14 protein-coding genes are annotated in these 16,012 nt (G+C 70.4%); 6 read left to right on the plus strand and 8 right to left on the minus strand.

Annotated elements, in window-relative coordinates; all coding sequences use genetic code 11:
* Positions 1-93 precede the first annotated feature (93 nt).
* The 5 genes from mmsA (at position 94) to H9I49_RS09075 (ending at position 6,265) form a co-directional block, all read left to right on the plus strand.
* Positions 94-1,728, plus strand: coding sequence for a multiple monosaccharide ABC transporter ATP-binding protein (mmsA, locus tag H9I49_RS09055; RefSeq protein WP_188030020.1), 1,635 nt, complete (start codon positions 94-96; stop codon positions 1,726-1,728).
* A gap of 72 nt (positions 1,729-1,800) precedes the next feature.
* Entirely contained in the window at positions 1,801-3,096 is a 1,296-nt protein-coding gene (mmsB, locus tag H9I49_RS09060) for a multiple monosaccharide ABC transporter permease (RefSeq protein ID WP_188030021.1), read from the plus strand.
* Between the two features lie 135 nt (positions 3,097-3,231).
* Positions 3,232-4,335 (plus strand): sugar-binding protein, encoded by a 1,104-nt coding sequence (locus tag H9I49_RS09065; RefSeq protein WP_188030022.1) that lies wholly within the window; start codon positions 3,232-3,234, stop codon positions 4,333-4,335.
* 129 nt (positions 4,336-4,464) lie between these two features.
* Complete coding sequence (locus H9I49_RS09070; RefSeq protein WP_188030023.1) at positions 4,465-5,268, plus strand: methyltransferase domain-containing protein; 804 nt, start codon at positions 4,465-4,467, stop codon at positions 5,266-5,268.
* 148 nt (positions 5,269-5,416) lie between these two features.
* Positions 5,417-6,265 carry a GNAT family N-acetyltransferase gene (locus tag H9I49_RS09075; RefSeq protein ID WP_188030024.1) on the plus strand — a complete coding sequence of 283 codons (849 nt, stop codon included), beginning with the start codon at positions 5,417-5,419 and terminating at the stop codon, positions 6,263-6,265.
* An 89-nt stretch (positions 6,266-6,354) separates the two neighbouring features.
* Here the strand turns inward: H9I49_RS09075 and H9I49_RS09080 are convergent, their stop codons facing one another.
* From H9I49_RS09080 to H9I49_RS09095, 4 genes are all read right to left on the minus strand, one after another.
* Entirely contained in the window at positions 6,355-7,200 is an 846-nt protein-coding gene (locus tag H9I49_RS09080) for a GNAT family N-acetyltransferase (protein WP_370587499.1), read from the minus strand.
* A 68-nt stretch (positions 7,201-7,268) separates the two neighbouring features.
* Positions 7,269-7,937 (minus strand): uridine kinase, encoded by a 669-nt coding sequence (locus tag H9I49_RS09085; RefSeq protein ID WP_188030025.1) that lies wholly within the window; start codon positions 7,935-7,937, stop codon positions 7,269-7,271.
* A complete protein-coding gene (gene ispG / locus H9I49_RS09090; RefSeq protein ID WP_188030026.1) occupies positions 7,938-9,098 on the minus strand; it encodes a flavodoxin-dependent (E)-4-hydroxy-3-methylbut-2-enyl-diphosphate synthase in 1,161 nt (386 codons plus the stop codon). It abuts the gene before it with no gap.
* A gap of 89 nt (positions 9,099-9,187) precedes the next feature.
* Entirely contained in the window at positions 9,188-10,534 is a 1,347-nt protein-coding gene (locus tag H9I49_RS09095) for a site-2 protease family protein (protein ID WP_188030027.1), read from the minus strand.
* 182 nt (positions 10,535-10,716) lie between these two features.
* Here H9I49_RS09095 and H9I49_RS09100 point away from each other — a divergent pair, with 182 nt between their 5' ends.
* Positions 10,717-11,634 carry a hypothetical protein gene (locus H9I49_RS09100; RefSeq protein ID WP_188030028.1) on the plus strand — a complete coding sequence of 306 codons (918 nt, stop codon included), beginning with the start codon at positions 10,717-10,719 and terminating at the stop codon, positions 11,632-11,634.
* 91 nt (positions 11,635-11,725) lie between these two features.
* On the opposite strand, the gene dxr is transcribed toward H9I49_RS09100, so the two are convergent.
* From dxr to H9I49_RS09120, 4 genes are all read right to left on the minus strand, one after another.
* Complete coding sequence (gene dxr, locus H9I49_RS09105; protein ID WP_188030029.1) at positions 11,726-12,937, minus strand: 1-deoxy-D-xylulose-5-phosphate reductoisomerase; 1,212 nt, start codon at positions 12,935-12,937, stop codon at positions 11,726-11,728.
* Positions 12,938-12,962: 25 nt separating this feature from the next.
* Positions 12,963-13,484: a pyridoxamine 5'-phosphate oxidase family protein gene (locus H9I49_RS09110; protein WP_188030030.1), complete on the minus strand. Its 522-nt coding sequence runs from the start codon at positions 13,482-13,484 to the stop codon at positions 12,963-12,965.
* Between the two features lie 62 nt (positions 13,485-13,546).
* The gene (locus H9I49_RS09115) at positions 13,547-14,812 is read right to left on the minus strand and encodes an SRPBCC family protein (protein ID WP_188030031.1); all 1,266 of its coding nucleotides are present in this window, start codon (positions 14,810-14,812) and stop codon (positions 13,547-13,549) included.
* Between the two features lie 136 nt (positions 14,813-14,948).
* On the minus strand, positions 14,949-15,965 hold the full coding sequence (locus H9I49_RS09120) for a DnaB-like helicase C-terminal domain-containing protein (protein ID WP_188030032.1): 1,017 nt from the start codon (positions 15,963-15,965) through the stop codon (positions 14,949-14,951).
* Positions 15,966-16,012: the final 47 nt, after the last annotated feature.

Below are 16,012 nucleotides of genomic sequence, written 5' to 3' on the forward strand. Positions count from 1 at the left end.
GCGCGGTGTTCGGCCACGCGAGCAGGAACCGTGAGCAAGAATCGGGAAGGGCCTTCGCGCCTCCGCACACCACAAAGGAGTGTTGACGACCAGATGAGCACCCCCTCCAACTCTGCTCCTGGCTCACCGAGCGGCGACGTCCCGAGCGGCACGAGTCCCACCGCCAACGTGATCCTCGAGATGCGGGACATCACCAAGGAGTTCCCGGGCGTCAAGGCCCTCTCGAACGTGTCGATGGTCGTGCGCCGCGGGGAGGTACATGCGATCTGCGGCGAGAACGGCGCCGGCAAGTCCACGCTGATGAAGGTGCTGTCGGGTGTCTACCCGGCCGGCACCTACGACGGCGAGATCCACTTCGAGGGGCAGCTCTCGGAGTTCCACAACATCCGCGACAGCGAGCACGCCGGCATCGTCATCATCCACCAAGAGCTCGCCCTCATCCCCGAGATGTCGATCGCCGAGAACATCTTCCTCGGCAACGAGACGGCCAGTGGTGGGGTCATCGACTGGATGGCGACCCGGGTCAAGGCACGCGAGCTGCTCGCCCGCGTCGGGCTCGAGGAGGAGCCGGACACCAAGATCCGCGAGATCGGCGTCGGCAAGCAGCAGCTCGTGGAGATCGCCAAGGCGCTCTCCAAGGACGTCAAGCTGCTCATCCTCGACGAGCCCACCGCGGCCCTCAACGAGGGCGACTCGCAGCACCTGCTCGACCTCATCTCCGGGCTGCGCTCCAAGGGCGTGACCTGCATCATGATCAGCCACAAGCTCAACGAGATCGAGCAGATCGCCGACTCGATCACCATCATCCGCGACGGCAAGTCGATCGAGACCCTGCGCGTCAAGGAGGACGGTGTCGACGAGAACCGCATCATCCGCGGCATGGTCGGCCGGGACCTCGAGTCCCGCTTCCCCGACCACACGCCCCAGCTCGGTGAGGTGTTCTTCGAGGTGAAGAACTGGACGGTGCGCCACCCGAGCGTCCCCGACAGGCTCGTCGCCAAGCACAGCGACTTCTTCGTGCGTCGCGGCGAGATCGTGGGCTTCGCGGGCCTGATGGGCGCGGGTCGGACCGAGCTGATGCGCAGCCTGTTCGGCCGCTCCTACGGGACGTACGTCGAAGGGACCATCGTCAAGGACGGCCGCGAGGTGAAGCTGCGCACCGTGTCGGATGCGATCGAGGCCGGGCTCGCCTACGTGACCGAGGACCGGAAGACCCTGGGCCTGAACCTGCTCGACGACATCAAACGGACGACCGTGTCGGCCCGCCTCAGCCGGATCACGCGTGGCTTCGTCGTCGACGAGCGTGAGGAGTACAACTACGCGGAGTCCTACCGGAAGTCCTTGCGCACCAAGGCTCCCAACGTCGACGAGGGCGTCGCCAAGCTCTCCGGCGGCAACCAGCAGAAGGTCGTCCTGGCGAAGTGGCTCTTCACCGAGCCCGACCTGCTCATCCTCGACGAGCCGACCCGGGGCATCGACGTCGGCGCCAAGTTCGAGATCTACGGCATCATCCAGCGCATGGCCTCGGAGGGTAAGGGCGTCATCCTCGTCTCCTCCGAGCTCCCCGAGCTGATCGGGCTCTCCGACCGGATCTACACGATCAGCGAGGGCGCAGTCACCGGTGTGCTCGACCGCGAGCAGGCCGACCAGGAGTCGCTGATGAGGCTCATGACGCGCCGCACCCACGGCGGCTCCCACGCGACCGACGCGCCACGCGCGAGCGCCTGACGCGGCCGCGGCCGCGCCCGCTCCCCCACCACCTCCCCCCATCCACCCCGACACAGAGCCAGGACTGCACCCATGGACAAGGTCAAGAAGATCTTCGGCGGCGACACCCGTCAGCTCGGGATGATCTTCGCCCTCGTGGCGCTCATCATCTTCTTCCAGATCTGGACCGCCGGACTGACCCTCACTCCGGACAACGTCATCAACATCTTCCAGCAGAACTCCTACATCCTCGTCCTCGCGATCGGCATGGTCCTCGTCATCATCGCCGGCCACATCGACCTCTCCGTCGGGTCGGTCGCCGCGTTCGTCGGCATCTCCGTGGCCATCGCGATGCGCGACTGGGGCCTCAGCTGGTGGATGGGGATCCTGTTCGGCCTCGCCCTCGGCGCCCTCGTCGGCGCCTGGCAGGGACTGTGGACGGCCTACGTCGGCATCCCTGCGTTCATCGTCACCCTGTCGGGCATGCTGCTCTTCCGCGGCGCGAACCAGTACGTCGGCAAGTCGAACTCCGTACCGGTCTCGGACGACTTCCAGGTGATCGGTGGCGGCTACCTGCCTGAGGTCGGGCCCGACACCGGCTACAACAACCTCACGGTCCTCATCGGTCTGCTGCTCGCGGCCGGCGTCGTCTACGGCAGCGTCCGCAGCCGGCGCGCGCTCGTCAAGCTGGGTGCCGACGTCGAGGAGGCGTGGGTCATGTGGACTCGTATCGCGCTGATCTGCGCGGCCATCATCGGCGCGACCCTGCTCTTCGGCTCGGGACGCCCCGGCACGTCGTTCCCGATCGCCGGCATGATCCTCGCGCTGCTCGTGCTGCTCTACGGCTTCATCTCCAACCGCACGGTCATCGGCCGGCACATCTACGCCGTGGGCGGCAACCGCCACGCGGCCGAGCTCTCCGGCGTCAAGAGCAAGAAGGTCAACTTCCTCGTCATGATGAACATGTCGATCCTGGCCGCCCTCGCCGGCATGATCTTCGTGGCCCGCTCGACCGCGTCCGGCCCCGCCGACGGAGTCGGGTGGGAACTCGACGCCATCGCGGCCGTCTTCATCGGTGGCGCGGCCGTGACCGGTGGCGTGGGCACCGTCGTCGGGTCGATCGTCGGAGGCCTTGTCATGGCGGTGCTCAACAACGGCTTGCAGCTCAAGGGGATCGGCGCCGACGCCACCCAGATGATCAAGGGCCTCGTGCTCCTCGTCGCGGTCGCCTTCGACGTCTACAACAAGTCGCAGGGCCGAGCCTCGATCATCGGCCTCCTCACGAGGAACTTCCGTGGCGGTCGCCCCGGCGGCGACGACGCGCCCCCGCCGCCGTCCGCCGCCGTCGAGACCACGCCGACGAGCGAGACGATCCGTCAGTCCACCTGAGTGTCGGTGGGCTCGGCGAGCCCACCGTCCCGGCTGACGCCGACTGACAGCACGAAAAGACCCGGTCAGGGCACCCGGCCCGAGACCGAGCAGGATCCGCGTTCGCCCGGGACGCGATGAGAGGAAAGAGAACACATGCGTACCTTCACCAAGGTGCTGGGCGTCACGGCTGTGGCCGCCCTTGTTCTGGCCGGTTGCGGTCGGAACAGCGACACCGGCACGACGCCGGGCGCCTCCAACGGCGGCTCCGCCGCGGCGGGCTTCCCCGCCAACGCCCTGATCGGCGTCGCCCTGCCGCAGAAGACCTCCGAGAACTGGGTCCTCGCCGAGCAGCTGTTCAAGGACGGCCTGTCCGCCGCCGGCTTCCAGGGCGACGTGCAGTTCGCAAACGCCGGCGTGTCCGAGCAGCAGAACCAGATCCAGGCCATGGTGACCAAGGGCGCCAAGGTCATCGTCGTCGGCGCCATCGACGGCTCGCAGCTGGGCAGTCAGCTCAAGGCCGCCAAGGACGCCGGCGCCATCGTGATCGCCTACGACCGCCTCGTGAAGAACACGAACGCCGTCGACTACTACGTCGCGTACGACAACTTCAAGGTCGGCGAGCTGCAGGGCCAGGCCCTGCTCGACGGCATGGCCAAGAAGAAGGCCAACGGCCCTTACAACATCGAGCTCTTCGCCGGATCGCCCGACGACGCGAACGCCCAGGTCTTCTTCGACGGCGCGATGAAGGTGCTCAAGCCCAAGATCGCCGACGGCACGCTCAAGGTCGTCTCGGGCCAGACCAACTTCAACCAGGTCGTCACCCAGGCCTGGAAGGGCGAGAACGCGCAGCGGCGCATGGACACGCTCCTCTCGGCCAACTACACGAATGCCGACATCGACGGCGTCCTGTCGCCCAACGACAACCTCGCCCGCTCCATCATCACGTCGGTCAAGGCAGCCGGTAAGCCGGTGCCGGTCGTCACGGGCCAGGACTCCGAGGTCGAGTCGGTCAAGTCGATCATGGCGGGCGTCCAGTACTCCACCATCAACAAGGACACGCGCAACCTCGTCAAGGACACCATCGCGATGGTGACCGCCCTCCAGAAGGGCCAGCAGCCGAAGGTGAACGACACCAAGTCCTACAACAACGGGGTCAAGGTCGTCCCGGCGAACCTGCTCCCGCCCGTCATCGTGACCAAGGAGAACGCCGCCGAGGCGTACGCGAACGACCCGACGCTCTCCGCGCTCACGAAGTGAGCTGAGACCGCCCGGTCCCGCCACGAAGCGAAGGCCCGCCCCCCTCTTGGGGCGGGCCTTCGTCGTCCCGCGGAGGAGCAGAGCTGGACAGGGCCGCATCGCCGTGCGGCCCGGGCGTAGCGTCGCGCCATGACGGACGTCTACCTGCACGGGCACCACTCCAGTGTCCTCGCGTCCCACGGGGTGCGGACGGCCGCGGACTCGGCGGCATACCTGCTGCCCCACCTGCGCGACGGCCTCCATGTCCTCGACGTCGGGTGCGGCCCGGGCACCATCACCCTCGACCTCGCAGAGGCGGTCGGCCCCACGGGTCACGTCATCGGCATCGAGAACGTCACGGGGCCGCTCGCCGAGGCCGGCCGCAACGCCGCCGCACGCGGTGACGCACGCACGCGGTTCGAGCTGGCGGACGTCATGGCGCTCCCGTATGCGGCCGCGTCCTTCGACGTCGTCCACGCCCACCAGGTGCTCCAGCACCTCACCGACCCCGTCGGCGCTCTCCGCGAGATGGCGCGCGTCACTCGACCCGGCGGCCGCGTCGCGGTTCGCGACGTCGACTACGCCTCGATGGTGTGGCACCCGGCGTCCGCGGGCATGACGCGCTGGCTCGAGGTGTACCGCCGGCTCGCGCGGCTCAACCACGCCGAACCCGATGCCGGGCGACACCTCGTCGCCTGGGCGCACGCCGCCGGGCTCGCGCGCCTGACGCCTTCGGCGTCGCTCTGGACGTACGCGACGCCTGAGCAGTGCGCGTGGTGGGGAGGCGTCTGGGCGAGGCGGACGCTGCAGTCGACGTTCGCGACGCAGGCCGTGGAGCGCGGCCTGCTGACCGAGGACGAGCTGACGGAGGTCAGCGAGGCGTGGCGAGCCTGGTCGGTGCACCGGGACGCGTGGTTCGCGATGACCCACGCCGAGATCCTCGCCACGGTCTGACTCGGGCCCGGCTCAGGGATGCCGGTGGCGCTCAGCGGTACGGGTAGGGCTCGGCTGCGGCCGGGTGCTGCCGCGCCGCTGGGCGCCGCCGGCCCCTGTGAGGACAATCCGGTCGCCGCAGTGGCAGTCGCTTTGCCAGAGTGGCCGTATGCCGTCCCGTGCACTCGCGTTCGCCCTGATCACTGCGCCGGCCGAGGCCAGAGCAGCCTTCGCCCGCCTCGTCGAGCGTGAGCCGGAGGCCCTCAGCGTCATCGCGAGCGTCACCGACGGCCTCGTCGTCGACCCCACGCGTTACACCGGTCCACGGTGGTGGGCCGGACGGGACGTGAGCGGCAGCGTCGTGGCCGCGTTCATGCACACACCCCCGCACCCGCTCCACATCGCTCTCGCCACGTCTGGGCAGGCCCGGGACCTCGCGGCCCTGCTCGCCGAGGAGGGAGACGCGCTGCCGGGCGTCGGCGGCCTGAGATCGCCCGCCGAGGCCTTCGCGGACGAATGGGTGGCTCGCACCGGCGCGAGCGCCTCGGTGGTCATGGAGGTCGGGCGGTTCGACCTGCCGACTCGGCCGCGCGTGCCGTTCCCGGTGCCCGGAGCGTTCCGCCTGGCCACCGAGGAGGACGCCGGGCTCGTCGAGGACTGGCACCAGCAGTTCTACGAGGTGATCGAGGGCCACGGGGCACGAGCGGCATCGCTGGACCGCCACATCGCCCAGCGACGCGTCGGGCTCTGGGAAGACGACGGTCGGCCGGTGTCGATGGCCTACGCGTCCCCCGCGAGCGGCGGCGTCACCCGGATCGCCGGCGTCTGGACTCCGCCGGCCCTGCGCGGCCACGGGTACGCGAGTGGTGTCGTCGCCGCCCTGAGCAGGGCCCGCCAGGACGCAGGTGAGGCGTGCATGCTCTACACCGACCTCGCCAACCCGACGTCGAACGCGATCTACCGGGCCATGGGCTACCGCCGCGTCGGCGACAGCATCAGTATCGCCTTCAGCGCGTGAGTCCCCCGGCGCGCAAGGCAATGGCGTCCTTGCCGAGCGAGGCGTTCGTCGCAGTCTGCATGCCACCCACGCCAGGCAGCTGCCGGCGACTAGAGCAGGACCGTGGTGAAGGCACCGACCTCGCGGAAACCACAGCGTGCGTAGGTGGCTCGCGCCGCCACGTTGAAGTCGTTGACGTAGAGCGACACCTCGTCGGCGAGCCCGTCGAGCACCTGCTCGAGGACGCTCGCCATGGCCGGCACCGACAGCCCCTGCCCCCGCAGCCGAGGGTGGAGCCACACTCCCTGCACCTGGGCGCACCCGAGGGCCAGGGAGCCGACGTCGGCCTTGAAGACGACCTCGCCGTCCTCGACCTTGACGAAGGTGTGCCCGGCGCGGACGAGCGAGGAGATGCTCGTGCGGTAGCCGCGGTCGGAGCCGAAGTACGGCGGATAGCCGATCTCCTCGGTGAACATGTGGGCGGCCGCGGGGAGCACGAGGTCGACCTCGTCGAGGCTCGCCGGCCGGACGTCGGGGTCGAGGTCGACGCCGAGGTCCGATGGGCGCCTCCGCGTGGTCAGGAGGGGCTGGTGCGTGCGGACGGCCCGCACCGGACCCCACGTCGGGCCGAGGCGGTCCCACAGCCCGACCACCTGGGGCGTGGGCCCGAAGATCGAGGCGCACTGCCGGCGCATCCTGGTGATCCGCGCCGCCACGGCCGTGAGGCCGTCGTCGTCGAGCTCGACGGGCACGACGTTGGCACTGACCCAGGCCAGGCCGCGCAGCTCGCCGTCGTTCCAGTGCCCGAGCAGCGACCCGGGCGACGAGCGCAGGGAGCCCTCGGCGATGCGCGCCGCGACGAACACGTTGGCCACCCGGTCGCGCGCGCAGACCTCGAGCGCGACGTCGTGGTCGGCAGCCGACAGCGGCCGCACGGGGAGGCGTTGGCGGAGCACCTCCCAAGAGTGCCTGCCAGCGGGCCGGGTGTCACCCCGGCGCGCCTCACGATGCCGTCACGGCCTCGTCAGGGAGCCACGTACAGCACCGGTGAGTCCAGGTCGGTGTTGTCGACCACCCAGCCGGCGCGGCCGCGAGGGTCGGCCTCCGCGAGGTAGAGCAGCTGGCCACCGACGTAGCGATGGTTCGACTCGGCGTCCGGGTCGGGGTCGTGCCCGTCACCGAACCGGGCGTTGCCGCGTGGCACCGAAACGGCGAAGGGCACGTCGACCCAGATGGTCGCATCCCACACGTCGGTGAGCTCCGGCCGCTGGAGGAAGATGCCGTCGACGAGGAGCACGGTGTCGACGCCGACCGCGACGGGGTCCGGATGGACGGCACGGTCGGCGACGACGTCGTTCACGGCCGGCGTCACCGGCTCGCCGCGCCGGAACGGCTCGACGACCACGTGCCGGAACGCGTCGTAGTCGTAGGAGTCCTCGTAGAAGGTCTCCGGTCCCCGGCCACGCGCCACGCGCTCCGCGCGGGGCCGGTGGAACCCGTCGATCGAGAGCCGCAGCACGTCGCGTTCGCCGGCCAGCACCTCGGCGAGCTCGTCCGCGAGCACCGTCTTGCCCGCGCCGTCGACGCCGTCGACGGCCACGGCGACCCGCTCACCCGGCCGGAGCGCCGCGACGCGGTCCGCGAGGTCGCGCAGGACGACCCACCTCTGCGTCGACGGGGCTGGCGGTCGCACTCAGCCGACGGTGACGCTGGGGGCCCCGGCCGACTCCTCGTCGATCGGCTCGCCCATCTCCTCCGCGAGGCGCATGGCCTCCTCGATGAGGGTCTCGACGATCTGCGACTCCGGCACGGTCTTGATGACCTCACCCTTGACGAAGATCTGGCCCTTGCCGTTGCCCGACGCCACTCCGAGGTCGGCCTCACGGGCCTCGCCCGGGCCGTTGACGACGCAGCCCATGACGGCGACGCGCAGCGGTACCGTCATGCCCTCGAGGCCGGCCGTCACCTGGTCGGCGAGCGTGTAGACGTCGACCTGCGCCCGGCCGCACGAAGGGCACGAGACGATCTCGAGCCGGCGGGGGCGAAGGTTCAGGCTCTGGAGGATCTGGATGCCGACCTTGACCTCCTCGACCGGAGGGGCCGAGAGGGAGACGCGGATGGTGTCGCCGATGCCGCGCGACAGCAGCGCGCCGAAGGCGGTGGCGGACTTGATCGTGCCCTGGAAGGCCGGACCGGCCTCCGTGACGCCGAGGTGCAGCGGCCAGTCGCCGCGCACGGCGAGCAGCTCGTAGGCACGCACCATGACCACGGGGTCGTTGTGCTTGACCGAGATCTTGAAGTCGTGGAAGTCGTGCTCCTCGAAGAGGCTCGCCTCCCAGACGGCCGACTCGACGAGCGCCTCGGGCGTCGCCTTGCCGTACTTCGCCATGATCCGCCGGTCGAGCGAGCCCGCGTTGACGCCGATGCGGATCGAGACGCCGGCATCCTTGGCGGCCCGCGCGATCTCCTTGACCTGGTCGTCGAACTGGCGGATGTTGCCCGGGTTGACGCGCACGGCCGCACAGCCGGCGTCGATCGCGGCGTAGACGTACTTCGGCTGGAAGTGGATGTCGGCGATGACAGGGATCTGGCTCTTCCGCGCGATCGCGGGCAGCGCGTCGGCGTCGTCCTGGCTGGGGCAGGCCACCCGCACGATGTCGCACCCCGAGGCGGTGAGCTCGGCGATCTGCTGGAGCGTCGCGTTGATGTCGGTCGTCGGCGTCGTCGTCATCGACTGCACCGAGACCGGGAAGTCGCTGCCGACGCCCACCTTGCCGACCTGGATCTGGCGGGTCCGGCGCCTGGGCGCGAGGACCGGCGGGGGCGCGGACGGCATACCGAGGGAGACGCTCATGCCCGCCATTATGTCCCGCGCCGTTCAGGGCGTATGCCGTCGGGCGGGCTCACCGGCCGCACCTGACGCGGCGTTCACCCGAAGAGCGCTCAGCCGAAGAGCCTGATCGGCTTGACGATGTCGGCGTAGATGAGCAGCACCGACATCGTGATGAGCACGAGGGACATGCCGTAGGCGACGGGCAGGCCCTTGGCCACATCGACGAAGCCCGGGTCGGGCCGGTTGCGCAGGCGCGCATAGCCCTTCTTGACCGCCTCCCAGATCGCACCGGCCACGTGACCGCCGTCGAGGGGCAGGAGCGGGATGAGGTTGAAGACGAAGAGCGCGAGGTTGAGCGAGGCGATGAGCAGGATCAGCTGCGCGATCTTGACCCAGTTGCCGCCCTCGTCGGCCGGGATGTCGAGGGCCGCCACCTCGCCACCGATGCGCCCGACGCCGACCACGGAGATGGGGCCGTTGGGGTCGCGCTCCCCGGAGCCGAACGCCGCCTGGACGACGCCCGTCATCTTCTCGGGGATCTTGACGATGATCCCGGCCGTGTCGACGAGACGGTCCCACACGAACCCGGGCGCCTGCGCGATCGGGGTCTTGACGAGCTCCTGCCCGGGTGTGATGCCGGCGAAGCCCATGGAGGCGAGGACGGGCTTGCCGTCCCGCGCGACCGGGTCGCCCTCGTCGTCATAGGTGGCGCGCTCGAGGACGGCGGGCTTGATGTCGATCGACACCCGCTGGTCGCCGCGCTGGACGACCCACGTCATCTGCCGGCCCTTGCTGTCGCGGATCGCGGCGGCGACCTGGTCCCACTTGGTGACCGGGGTGCCGTCGACCGAGAGAATGCGGTCGCGTTCCCGGAGACCGGCCGCCGTCGCCGGGGCGGCCGGGTCGCCCGGCTGGCACTTCGGCTGGGGGACCTGGAGCGTCGGGGCCGTGGTCGGCACGCACGGCGAGAGGGCGCCGACCTTCGGGGCCACCTGGGGCAGGCCGTACAGCGTGATGACACCAGTGATGAGGGCGGCGGCGATGATGAGGTTCATGATCGGGCCGCCGAGCATGATGATGACCTTCTTGCCCGGGCTCAGCTTGTAGAACACGCGGTCCTCGTCGCCGGGCTTGACCTCCTCCATGGAGTCCGCCCGCGCCTGGTCGACCATCTGGCTGAAGCGGCCGGTCGAGAGGGTGCGCAGCTCGCCGGGCTTGTCACCGGGGCGCGGCGGGAGCATGCCGATCATGCGGACGTAGCCGCCGAGCGGGATCGCCTTGATGCCGTACTCCGTCTCGCCGCGGCGTCGCGACCAGACGGTCGGGCCGAAGCCGACCATGTACTGGGTCACCTTGACCCCGAACTTCTTGGCCGGCACGAGGTGGCCGATCTCGTGCAGCGCGATGCTCAGCGCCACGCCGACGACGACGACCAGGACCCCTAGGAAGAACAGCACGGATTCATTGTCACATCCACCGCGCCCTTTCCCGGTTCGATGTATTGCCGCGGCCTCTGGCCCGCGGCAATACATCGACCCACAGGTTCTCGTGGTCCACACCCACCAGGTGCGGCGCAGGCTTGTCCACAGGTGGTCGGATCAACCCGCACGGGACGCGGAACGCTGGTGACCCTGTCGCCATGGATCGCACTCGACGACGACGGTTGGCGAGCGACCTGGCAGAGGGCCAAGACGGCGTCGCCTCGCGTTCGCAGCTGGCGTCTCTCGGCATCTCACGTCATGACATCGGCTACGAGGTCGATGGCGGTCGCTGGCGGCGGTACGGACATCAGACGGTCGCCGTGCACACCGGTCCGCCTTCGGTGCTGGCCCGGTGCTGGGCAGCGGTCTTCGAGACGGGCGCCAGCATCGCTGCCATCGACGGGGCGACAGCCCTGCAGCATGCCGGCCTCAAGGGCTACGTCGACGACGACATCCATGTCTCAGCCGTCCACAACCACAACACGAACAGGCTCCGGGGAGTCAAGATCCACAAGGCGATTCGACGCGTGACGGGCGAGCTCGTGGAGGCCGGCCTGCCTCGCACGCGCCCCGAGGTGGCCGCGATACGCGCTGCACACTGGGCAGCATCCGATCGACAGGCCGCCCTCATCCTGCTGATGACGGTCCAGCAGCGCCTGACCACTCCGGCGCGACTCGCTGCGGCCCAGCGGCTCGTGCGCGGACGCACTCGTCGGGCGTTCATCCGCGCGGTGGTTCGTGACATCGCGTTCGGCGTGCAGAGCCTCGGTGAGCTCAACTTCGGTCGCCTGTGCCGGGCTCGAGGGCTGCCGGAGCCGTCGCGGCAAGTCGTGCGCCAGACGCCGGGTGGGCGCATCTATCTCGACGTCGCCTGGGACGGCTTCGACCTCGTCGTCGAGATCGACGGAGCGCAGCACCGCTGGGGCCTCGCCGTCATGAACGACAACCTCCGACAGAACGACGTCGCTCTCTCGGGCGAGCGCGTCCTCAGGGTCGACATCATCGGGCTTCGCCTCGAGACCGATCGCTTCTTCGAGCAGATCGAGCGCGGTCTTTCACAGCGCCGCGCCGCCTGAGCCTGCCCACACCTCCCGGTTCGATGTATTTCCGCGGCCCCCAGGCCTCGGAAATACATCGAACCGGGGAAGGGGGGACGTCGGGTGGGGGTCAGGTGGCGAGCGTGACGAGGGCGCCGGCGGTGGCGCGGGCCCAGGCGTCGGCGGCGAGGACGTCATCTAGCGTGAGGTCACGGACCGCGGATGCCGGCTCGGCGGCATACGCGTCGATGATCCGCGAGACCGTGTCGACGATCTCGACGAAGCCGAGGCGACCGTCGTGGAAGGCGTCGACGCACACCTCGTTGGCGGCGTTGTAGACGGCCGGCCACGTGCCGCCGGCCTCCCCCACGCGACGAGCGAGCGCGACGGCCGGGAAGGCCTCGTCGTCGAGCGGCTCGAAGTCCCACGACTGCGCCTTCGTCCAGTCGACGGGCACGTCGGCGTCGGTGACCCGCTCGGGCCAGCTGAGGCCCAGAGCGATGGGCACGAGCATCCGCGGCGGCCCGGCCTGCGCGATCGTCGAGCCGTCGACGAACTCGACCATCGAGTGGATCATCTGCTGCGGGTGCACGACGACGTCGATGCGGTCGAAGGGGATGTCGAAGAGCAGGTGGGCCTCGATGACCTCGAGGCCCTTGTTCACGAGGGTGGCCGAGTTCGTCGTGATGACCCGGCCCATCGCGAAGTTCGGGTGCGCGAGGGCCTGCTCCGGGGTGACGTCGGCCAGCTCGGCCCGCGAACGCCCCCGGAACGGCCCGCCGCTCGCGGTGACGACGAGCCGTCGCACCTCGTCGGCACGCCCGCCGCGGAGGCACTGGGCGATCGCCGAGTGCTCGGAGTCGACGGGGACGATCTGGCCGGGCGCCGCGAGCGTCTTGACCAGGGGGCCACCGATGATGAGCGACTCCTTGTTGGCGAGCGCAAGCGTCGTGCCGGCCCGCAGGGCCGCGAGCGTCGGCTCGAGACCGATGGCACCGGTGATTCCGTTGACGACGACGTCCGCCTCGCGTCCGGCGAGCCGAGTGCTCGCGTCGGCTCCGACGAGCAGCTCCGGGTCGTAGGCCGTCACGCGGGCCTCGTCGGCCGCCCTCGCGATCGCGACGGTGAGCTCGTCCTGGGACCCGCCCGCCACCGCCACCACGGGGACGCGAAGGGCGACGGCCTGCTCGGCGACGAGGCCGAGGTTGCCGCCGGCAGACAGCCCGGTCACCTCGAAGCGGTCGGGGTTGCGACGCACCAGGTCGATGGCCTGGGTGCCGATCGAACCGGTCGAGCCGAGCAGGACGATGCGGCGGCGCAGCCGCGCCGGGGTCTCAGTCACCCCGGCATTGTTCCGCAGCCGACGCTCAGGCGGTCACTCCCCTCGCCCGGAGCAGCTCGTCGCGCTTGAACGCGTAGGCGACGGCCCACGTCATGCGCAGGCGGTACATGCGGATGTCGTCGCCCCAGCTCCACGGGCTGCTGCCGTAGTAGGCGGTCCAGTGCGCCTCGACCTCGTCGCGCTCCGCCCCGGGCGGCATGAGCACGGCGTAGCCGTGGCTGAAGAGCGCCAGGTCTTCTCCGTCGATGTGCGCGACGCTGACCGCCGGGCGCTTCTCGAGGTGACGCGCCTTGGCCGACGAGCCGTCGGTGCTGAACGTCCACGTGCCGTGCAGGAAGTGGCCGTCCAGGGCGCTGATGCGGGGCTCGCCCGACGCGGTGACGGTGGCGACGGACAGCACCTTCATCCCGGTGAGCAGGGCGGTGAGCTGGTCGGCCGACAGGGTGCGTTCGTCGTTGATGATGCCGCGCAGATGCCCCGTGGACCTCGCGTGCGACTCGTCGAGCAGTGTCTGCAGTGCTGCGACCTGGTCAGGTGTCTCGAGCATCTTCCGACGCTAACGCCGAGTGCCGACACCGGGGTCGTCATGGCTGCGTGACCCGCGGGCCGTCACCACCACTCGATGTCGGTCGGAAGCCAGAACGCGTCGCCGCCCCACGCGAACCACCCGCCCACCTCGTAGCCGGCGGCAGGCGCGGCCACGTGTGGTGGCGGGAGCAGGACGCTGGAGGGCACGGACGGTCGGGTCGGCATCGCCTCGCCGGGCCTCCCAGGAACCGGGGCGCGCACGGCGTCGCGTTCCGCCTCGCCGGGTGGACGGAAGTCGGTCCGCGCGTCGCGCTGGGGGCCCACGCCCGCCTCGGCGAGGTTCTTGACCACCGCGAGCCGGGTCCGCATGAGTGCCGCGATCCCGGAGCTGTCGACGACACGTCCTGGCCCCGACGGGAGCCACCCGGTGAAGGTCTCGGTCAGCCGGCTGCCGACATCGGTCGCCTCGACGGTCGTGACGACGTCGGTCTCGTGCGACGCCGTGACGTCGCGCTCGACGAGGCGCGCGGGCGCCGTCGACTCCACGACGAGCGAGACCGAGCCACCTCGGCGTCCGTCGTCGTGACGGTGCACGGCGAGCACGTGCTCGCGGCCCGGCTCGTCGGCGAGCTCGAGTCGGACGAGCCGCTCGACGCTGGGCTTGAGCAGCTGCTCCGAGCTCGGGGCCGCGAGAACCTCCCACAACCGGTCCGGCGTCACCGCCACGTCGATGGTGGCGGTCTCGTGGACCGACGTCACGCCCGGGGTCCCGGCGACGGCGGCCCCGTGACCGACGAAGCCACTCGCTGTCGTGCGGTCGACCGGAGCGTCGGCGACGACGTCACGGGTGCGTTCCCGCGGCGTCCCCTCGACGTCGGCCTTGAGCCCCAGCAGGGCGCGCGCCATCCAGGCCCGGGCGAACTCCGCCACGGGATCGGTGGGTATGACGCCGTCGAGCCGCTGCGCGACGACGCAGCCACCGTCGAGCGACTCGAGGGTGGTCGTGAGCGTCAGACCCACGGCGCCGTCCGACGATGTGCACACGACGCGGACGCCGGGCTCCACGTCGACGACGCTGCTCAGCCCGACCCACAGCCGTCCGTTGGACCGCCGCCAGATCCCCGCGAACTCGGGCAGCCGGTCCGGGCTCGAGCTCGGCAGGGCGAGCACCCGGACGCAGTCGACGCCGAGCTCGGATCCTGGACCCGGCGAGACGAGGTGGGGCCACACGACGTCGGGCGTCCGCTCGACGAAGACGCGGTGTCCGACGTCCCGGGGCACGACGACGGGCCCCGGGACGTCGCGACGGCCGGCGCGCTCCGGGAAGAGTCCGCGAAGTATGCCCACGCCGGGCAGTCTTCCCCAGCAGGCCCGTCACGTCATACGATTCGCCGTTTTCCGAGCCCGTATGCCGGCACGCGACCTCTCGCGCGAGGTCACGTCGGCGAGCACTCGGCCACCCGGCATACGTCCGGCGAAGGGGTCAGGTGACGAAGACCCGGTCGTCGATGAGGCGCTCGGTGACCTCCTGGCCGTCGGTGTGGAAGCGGCCGTGCTCGAAGTCCTTGGCGAACTCGAGCTCGACCTGCGCCTTGCCGTGCCGGTTCTTCTCGAGGCTGACGACCGACCAGCCGCGGAACCGCTGGATGTTGCCGAGGTTGTAGACGAGGTGCTCGCGCGAGACGACGTCGACCTTGTCGTTGACGATCATGACGACGTCGGCCTCGAAGGCGAGCGCCGACGTGCCGCGCAGGTCGTGGGTGCGCATGCGGTGGCCCGAAGCGAGGGCCTCCTTGTCGGCGGCCGAGATGGCGACGACGGGCACGCTCGCCGACAGCGCGAGGTCCTTGAGGCCCTCGGCGACCGCCGTGATCCGTTCGTCCTCGCCACCCCGCTCGTCGGGAACCTTCTGGATGTAGTCGAGAAGCACGAAGGGCGCCTCACCGGTCGCCTCGGTGACGCGGCCGACGGTCTCACGGACCTGGTCGAGTGTCGTCGACGCGCCGGACGACTCGTGCAGCTGGAGGCGGTCGCCGTAACCCACCAGGGCGGCATGGGCCCGGGCCCCGCCGGCGAGCCCGGACAGCACGGTCTCGAGCGAGTGTCCCTGGACTGCGGTCTCGAGGGCGTGCCGTACGTCGAGCACGCCGGCCACCTCGCCCGGGTCGCGCTCGGCGGCCTCCATCGAGATGAGGCGCTCGAGGAGCGTGTGGCTCTCGTGCTCGTAGGAGAAGACGAGGGCGCTGCCGCCGGCGGCCACGACGTTGCGCGCGAACTGGAGCCCGATCGTCGTCTTGCCGTGCCCGGCGGGCCCGCCGAGCAGGACGAGCTCGCCCGAGCGGAAGCCACCGGTCAGCACCGTGTCGAGCGCCGCAAAGCCGGTCGACCACACCTTCGCCCCCGCGGGCGCGCCACGACGCAGGACCTCGTCGGTCTCGCTCAGCAGGGCGCCGAGCGGGCGCAGGGGTCCCGAGTCACGACGGCCGGCAGGTGTCACCATGCGCAGATTGCATCACAGGCCCCCGACGCGCGGGCCGGAACCGCAGA

It is taken from the genome of Terrabacter sp. MAHUQ-38, from assembly GCF_014518425.1.
Lineage (GTDB): Bacteria > Actinomycetota > Actinomycetes > Actinomycetales > Dermatophilaceae > Terrabacter.

Excerpts from the sequence above, each read along its gene's own strand:
- H9I49_RS09120 (WP_188030032.1), bottom strand. The coding sequence starts at position 15,965 with ATGGTGACACCTGCCGGCCGTCGTGACTCGGGACCCCTGCGCCCGCTC.
- H9I49_RS09100 (WP_188030028.1), top strand. The coding sequence starts at position 10,717 with ATGGATCGCACTCGACGACGACGGTTGGCGAGCGACCTGGCAGAGGGC.
- mmsB (WP_188030021.1), top strand. The coding sequence starts at position 1,801 with ATGGACAAGGTCAAGAAGATCTTCGGCGGCGACACCCGTCAGCTCGGG.
- H9I49_RS09110 (WP_188030030.1), bottom strand. The coding sequence starts at position 13,484 with ATGCTCGAGACACCTGACCAGGTCGCAGCACTGCAGACACTGCTCGAC.
- H9I49_RS09070 (WP_188030023.1), top strand. The coding sequence starts at position 4,465 with ATGACGGACGTCTACCTGCACGGGCACCACTCCAGTGTCCTCGCGTCC.
- H9I49_RS09065 (WP_188030022.1), top strand. The coding sequence starts at position 3,232 with ATGCGTACCTTCACCAAGGTGCTGGGCGTCACGGCTGTGGCCGCCCTT.
- mmsA (WP_188030020.1), top strand. The coding sequence starts at position 94 with ATGAGCACCCCCTCCAACTCTGCTCCTGGCTCACCGAGCGGCGACGTC.
- ispG (WP_188030026.1), bottom strand. The coding sequence starts at position 9,098 with ATGAGCGTCTCCCTCGGTATGCCGTCCGCGCCCCCGCCGGTCCTCGCG.
- H9I49_RS09075 (WP_188030024.1), top strand. The coding sequence starts at position 5,417 with ATGCCGTCCCGTGCACTCGCGTTCGCCCTGATCACTGCGCCGGCCGAG.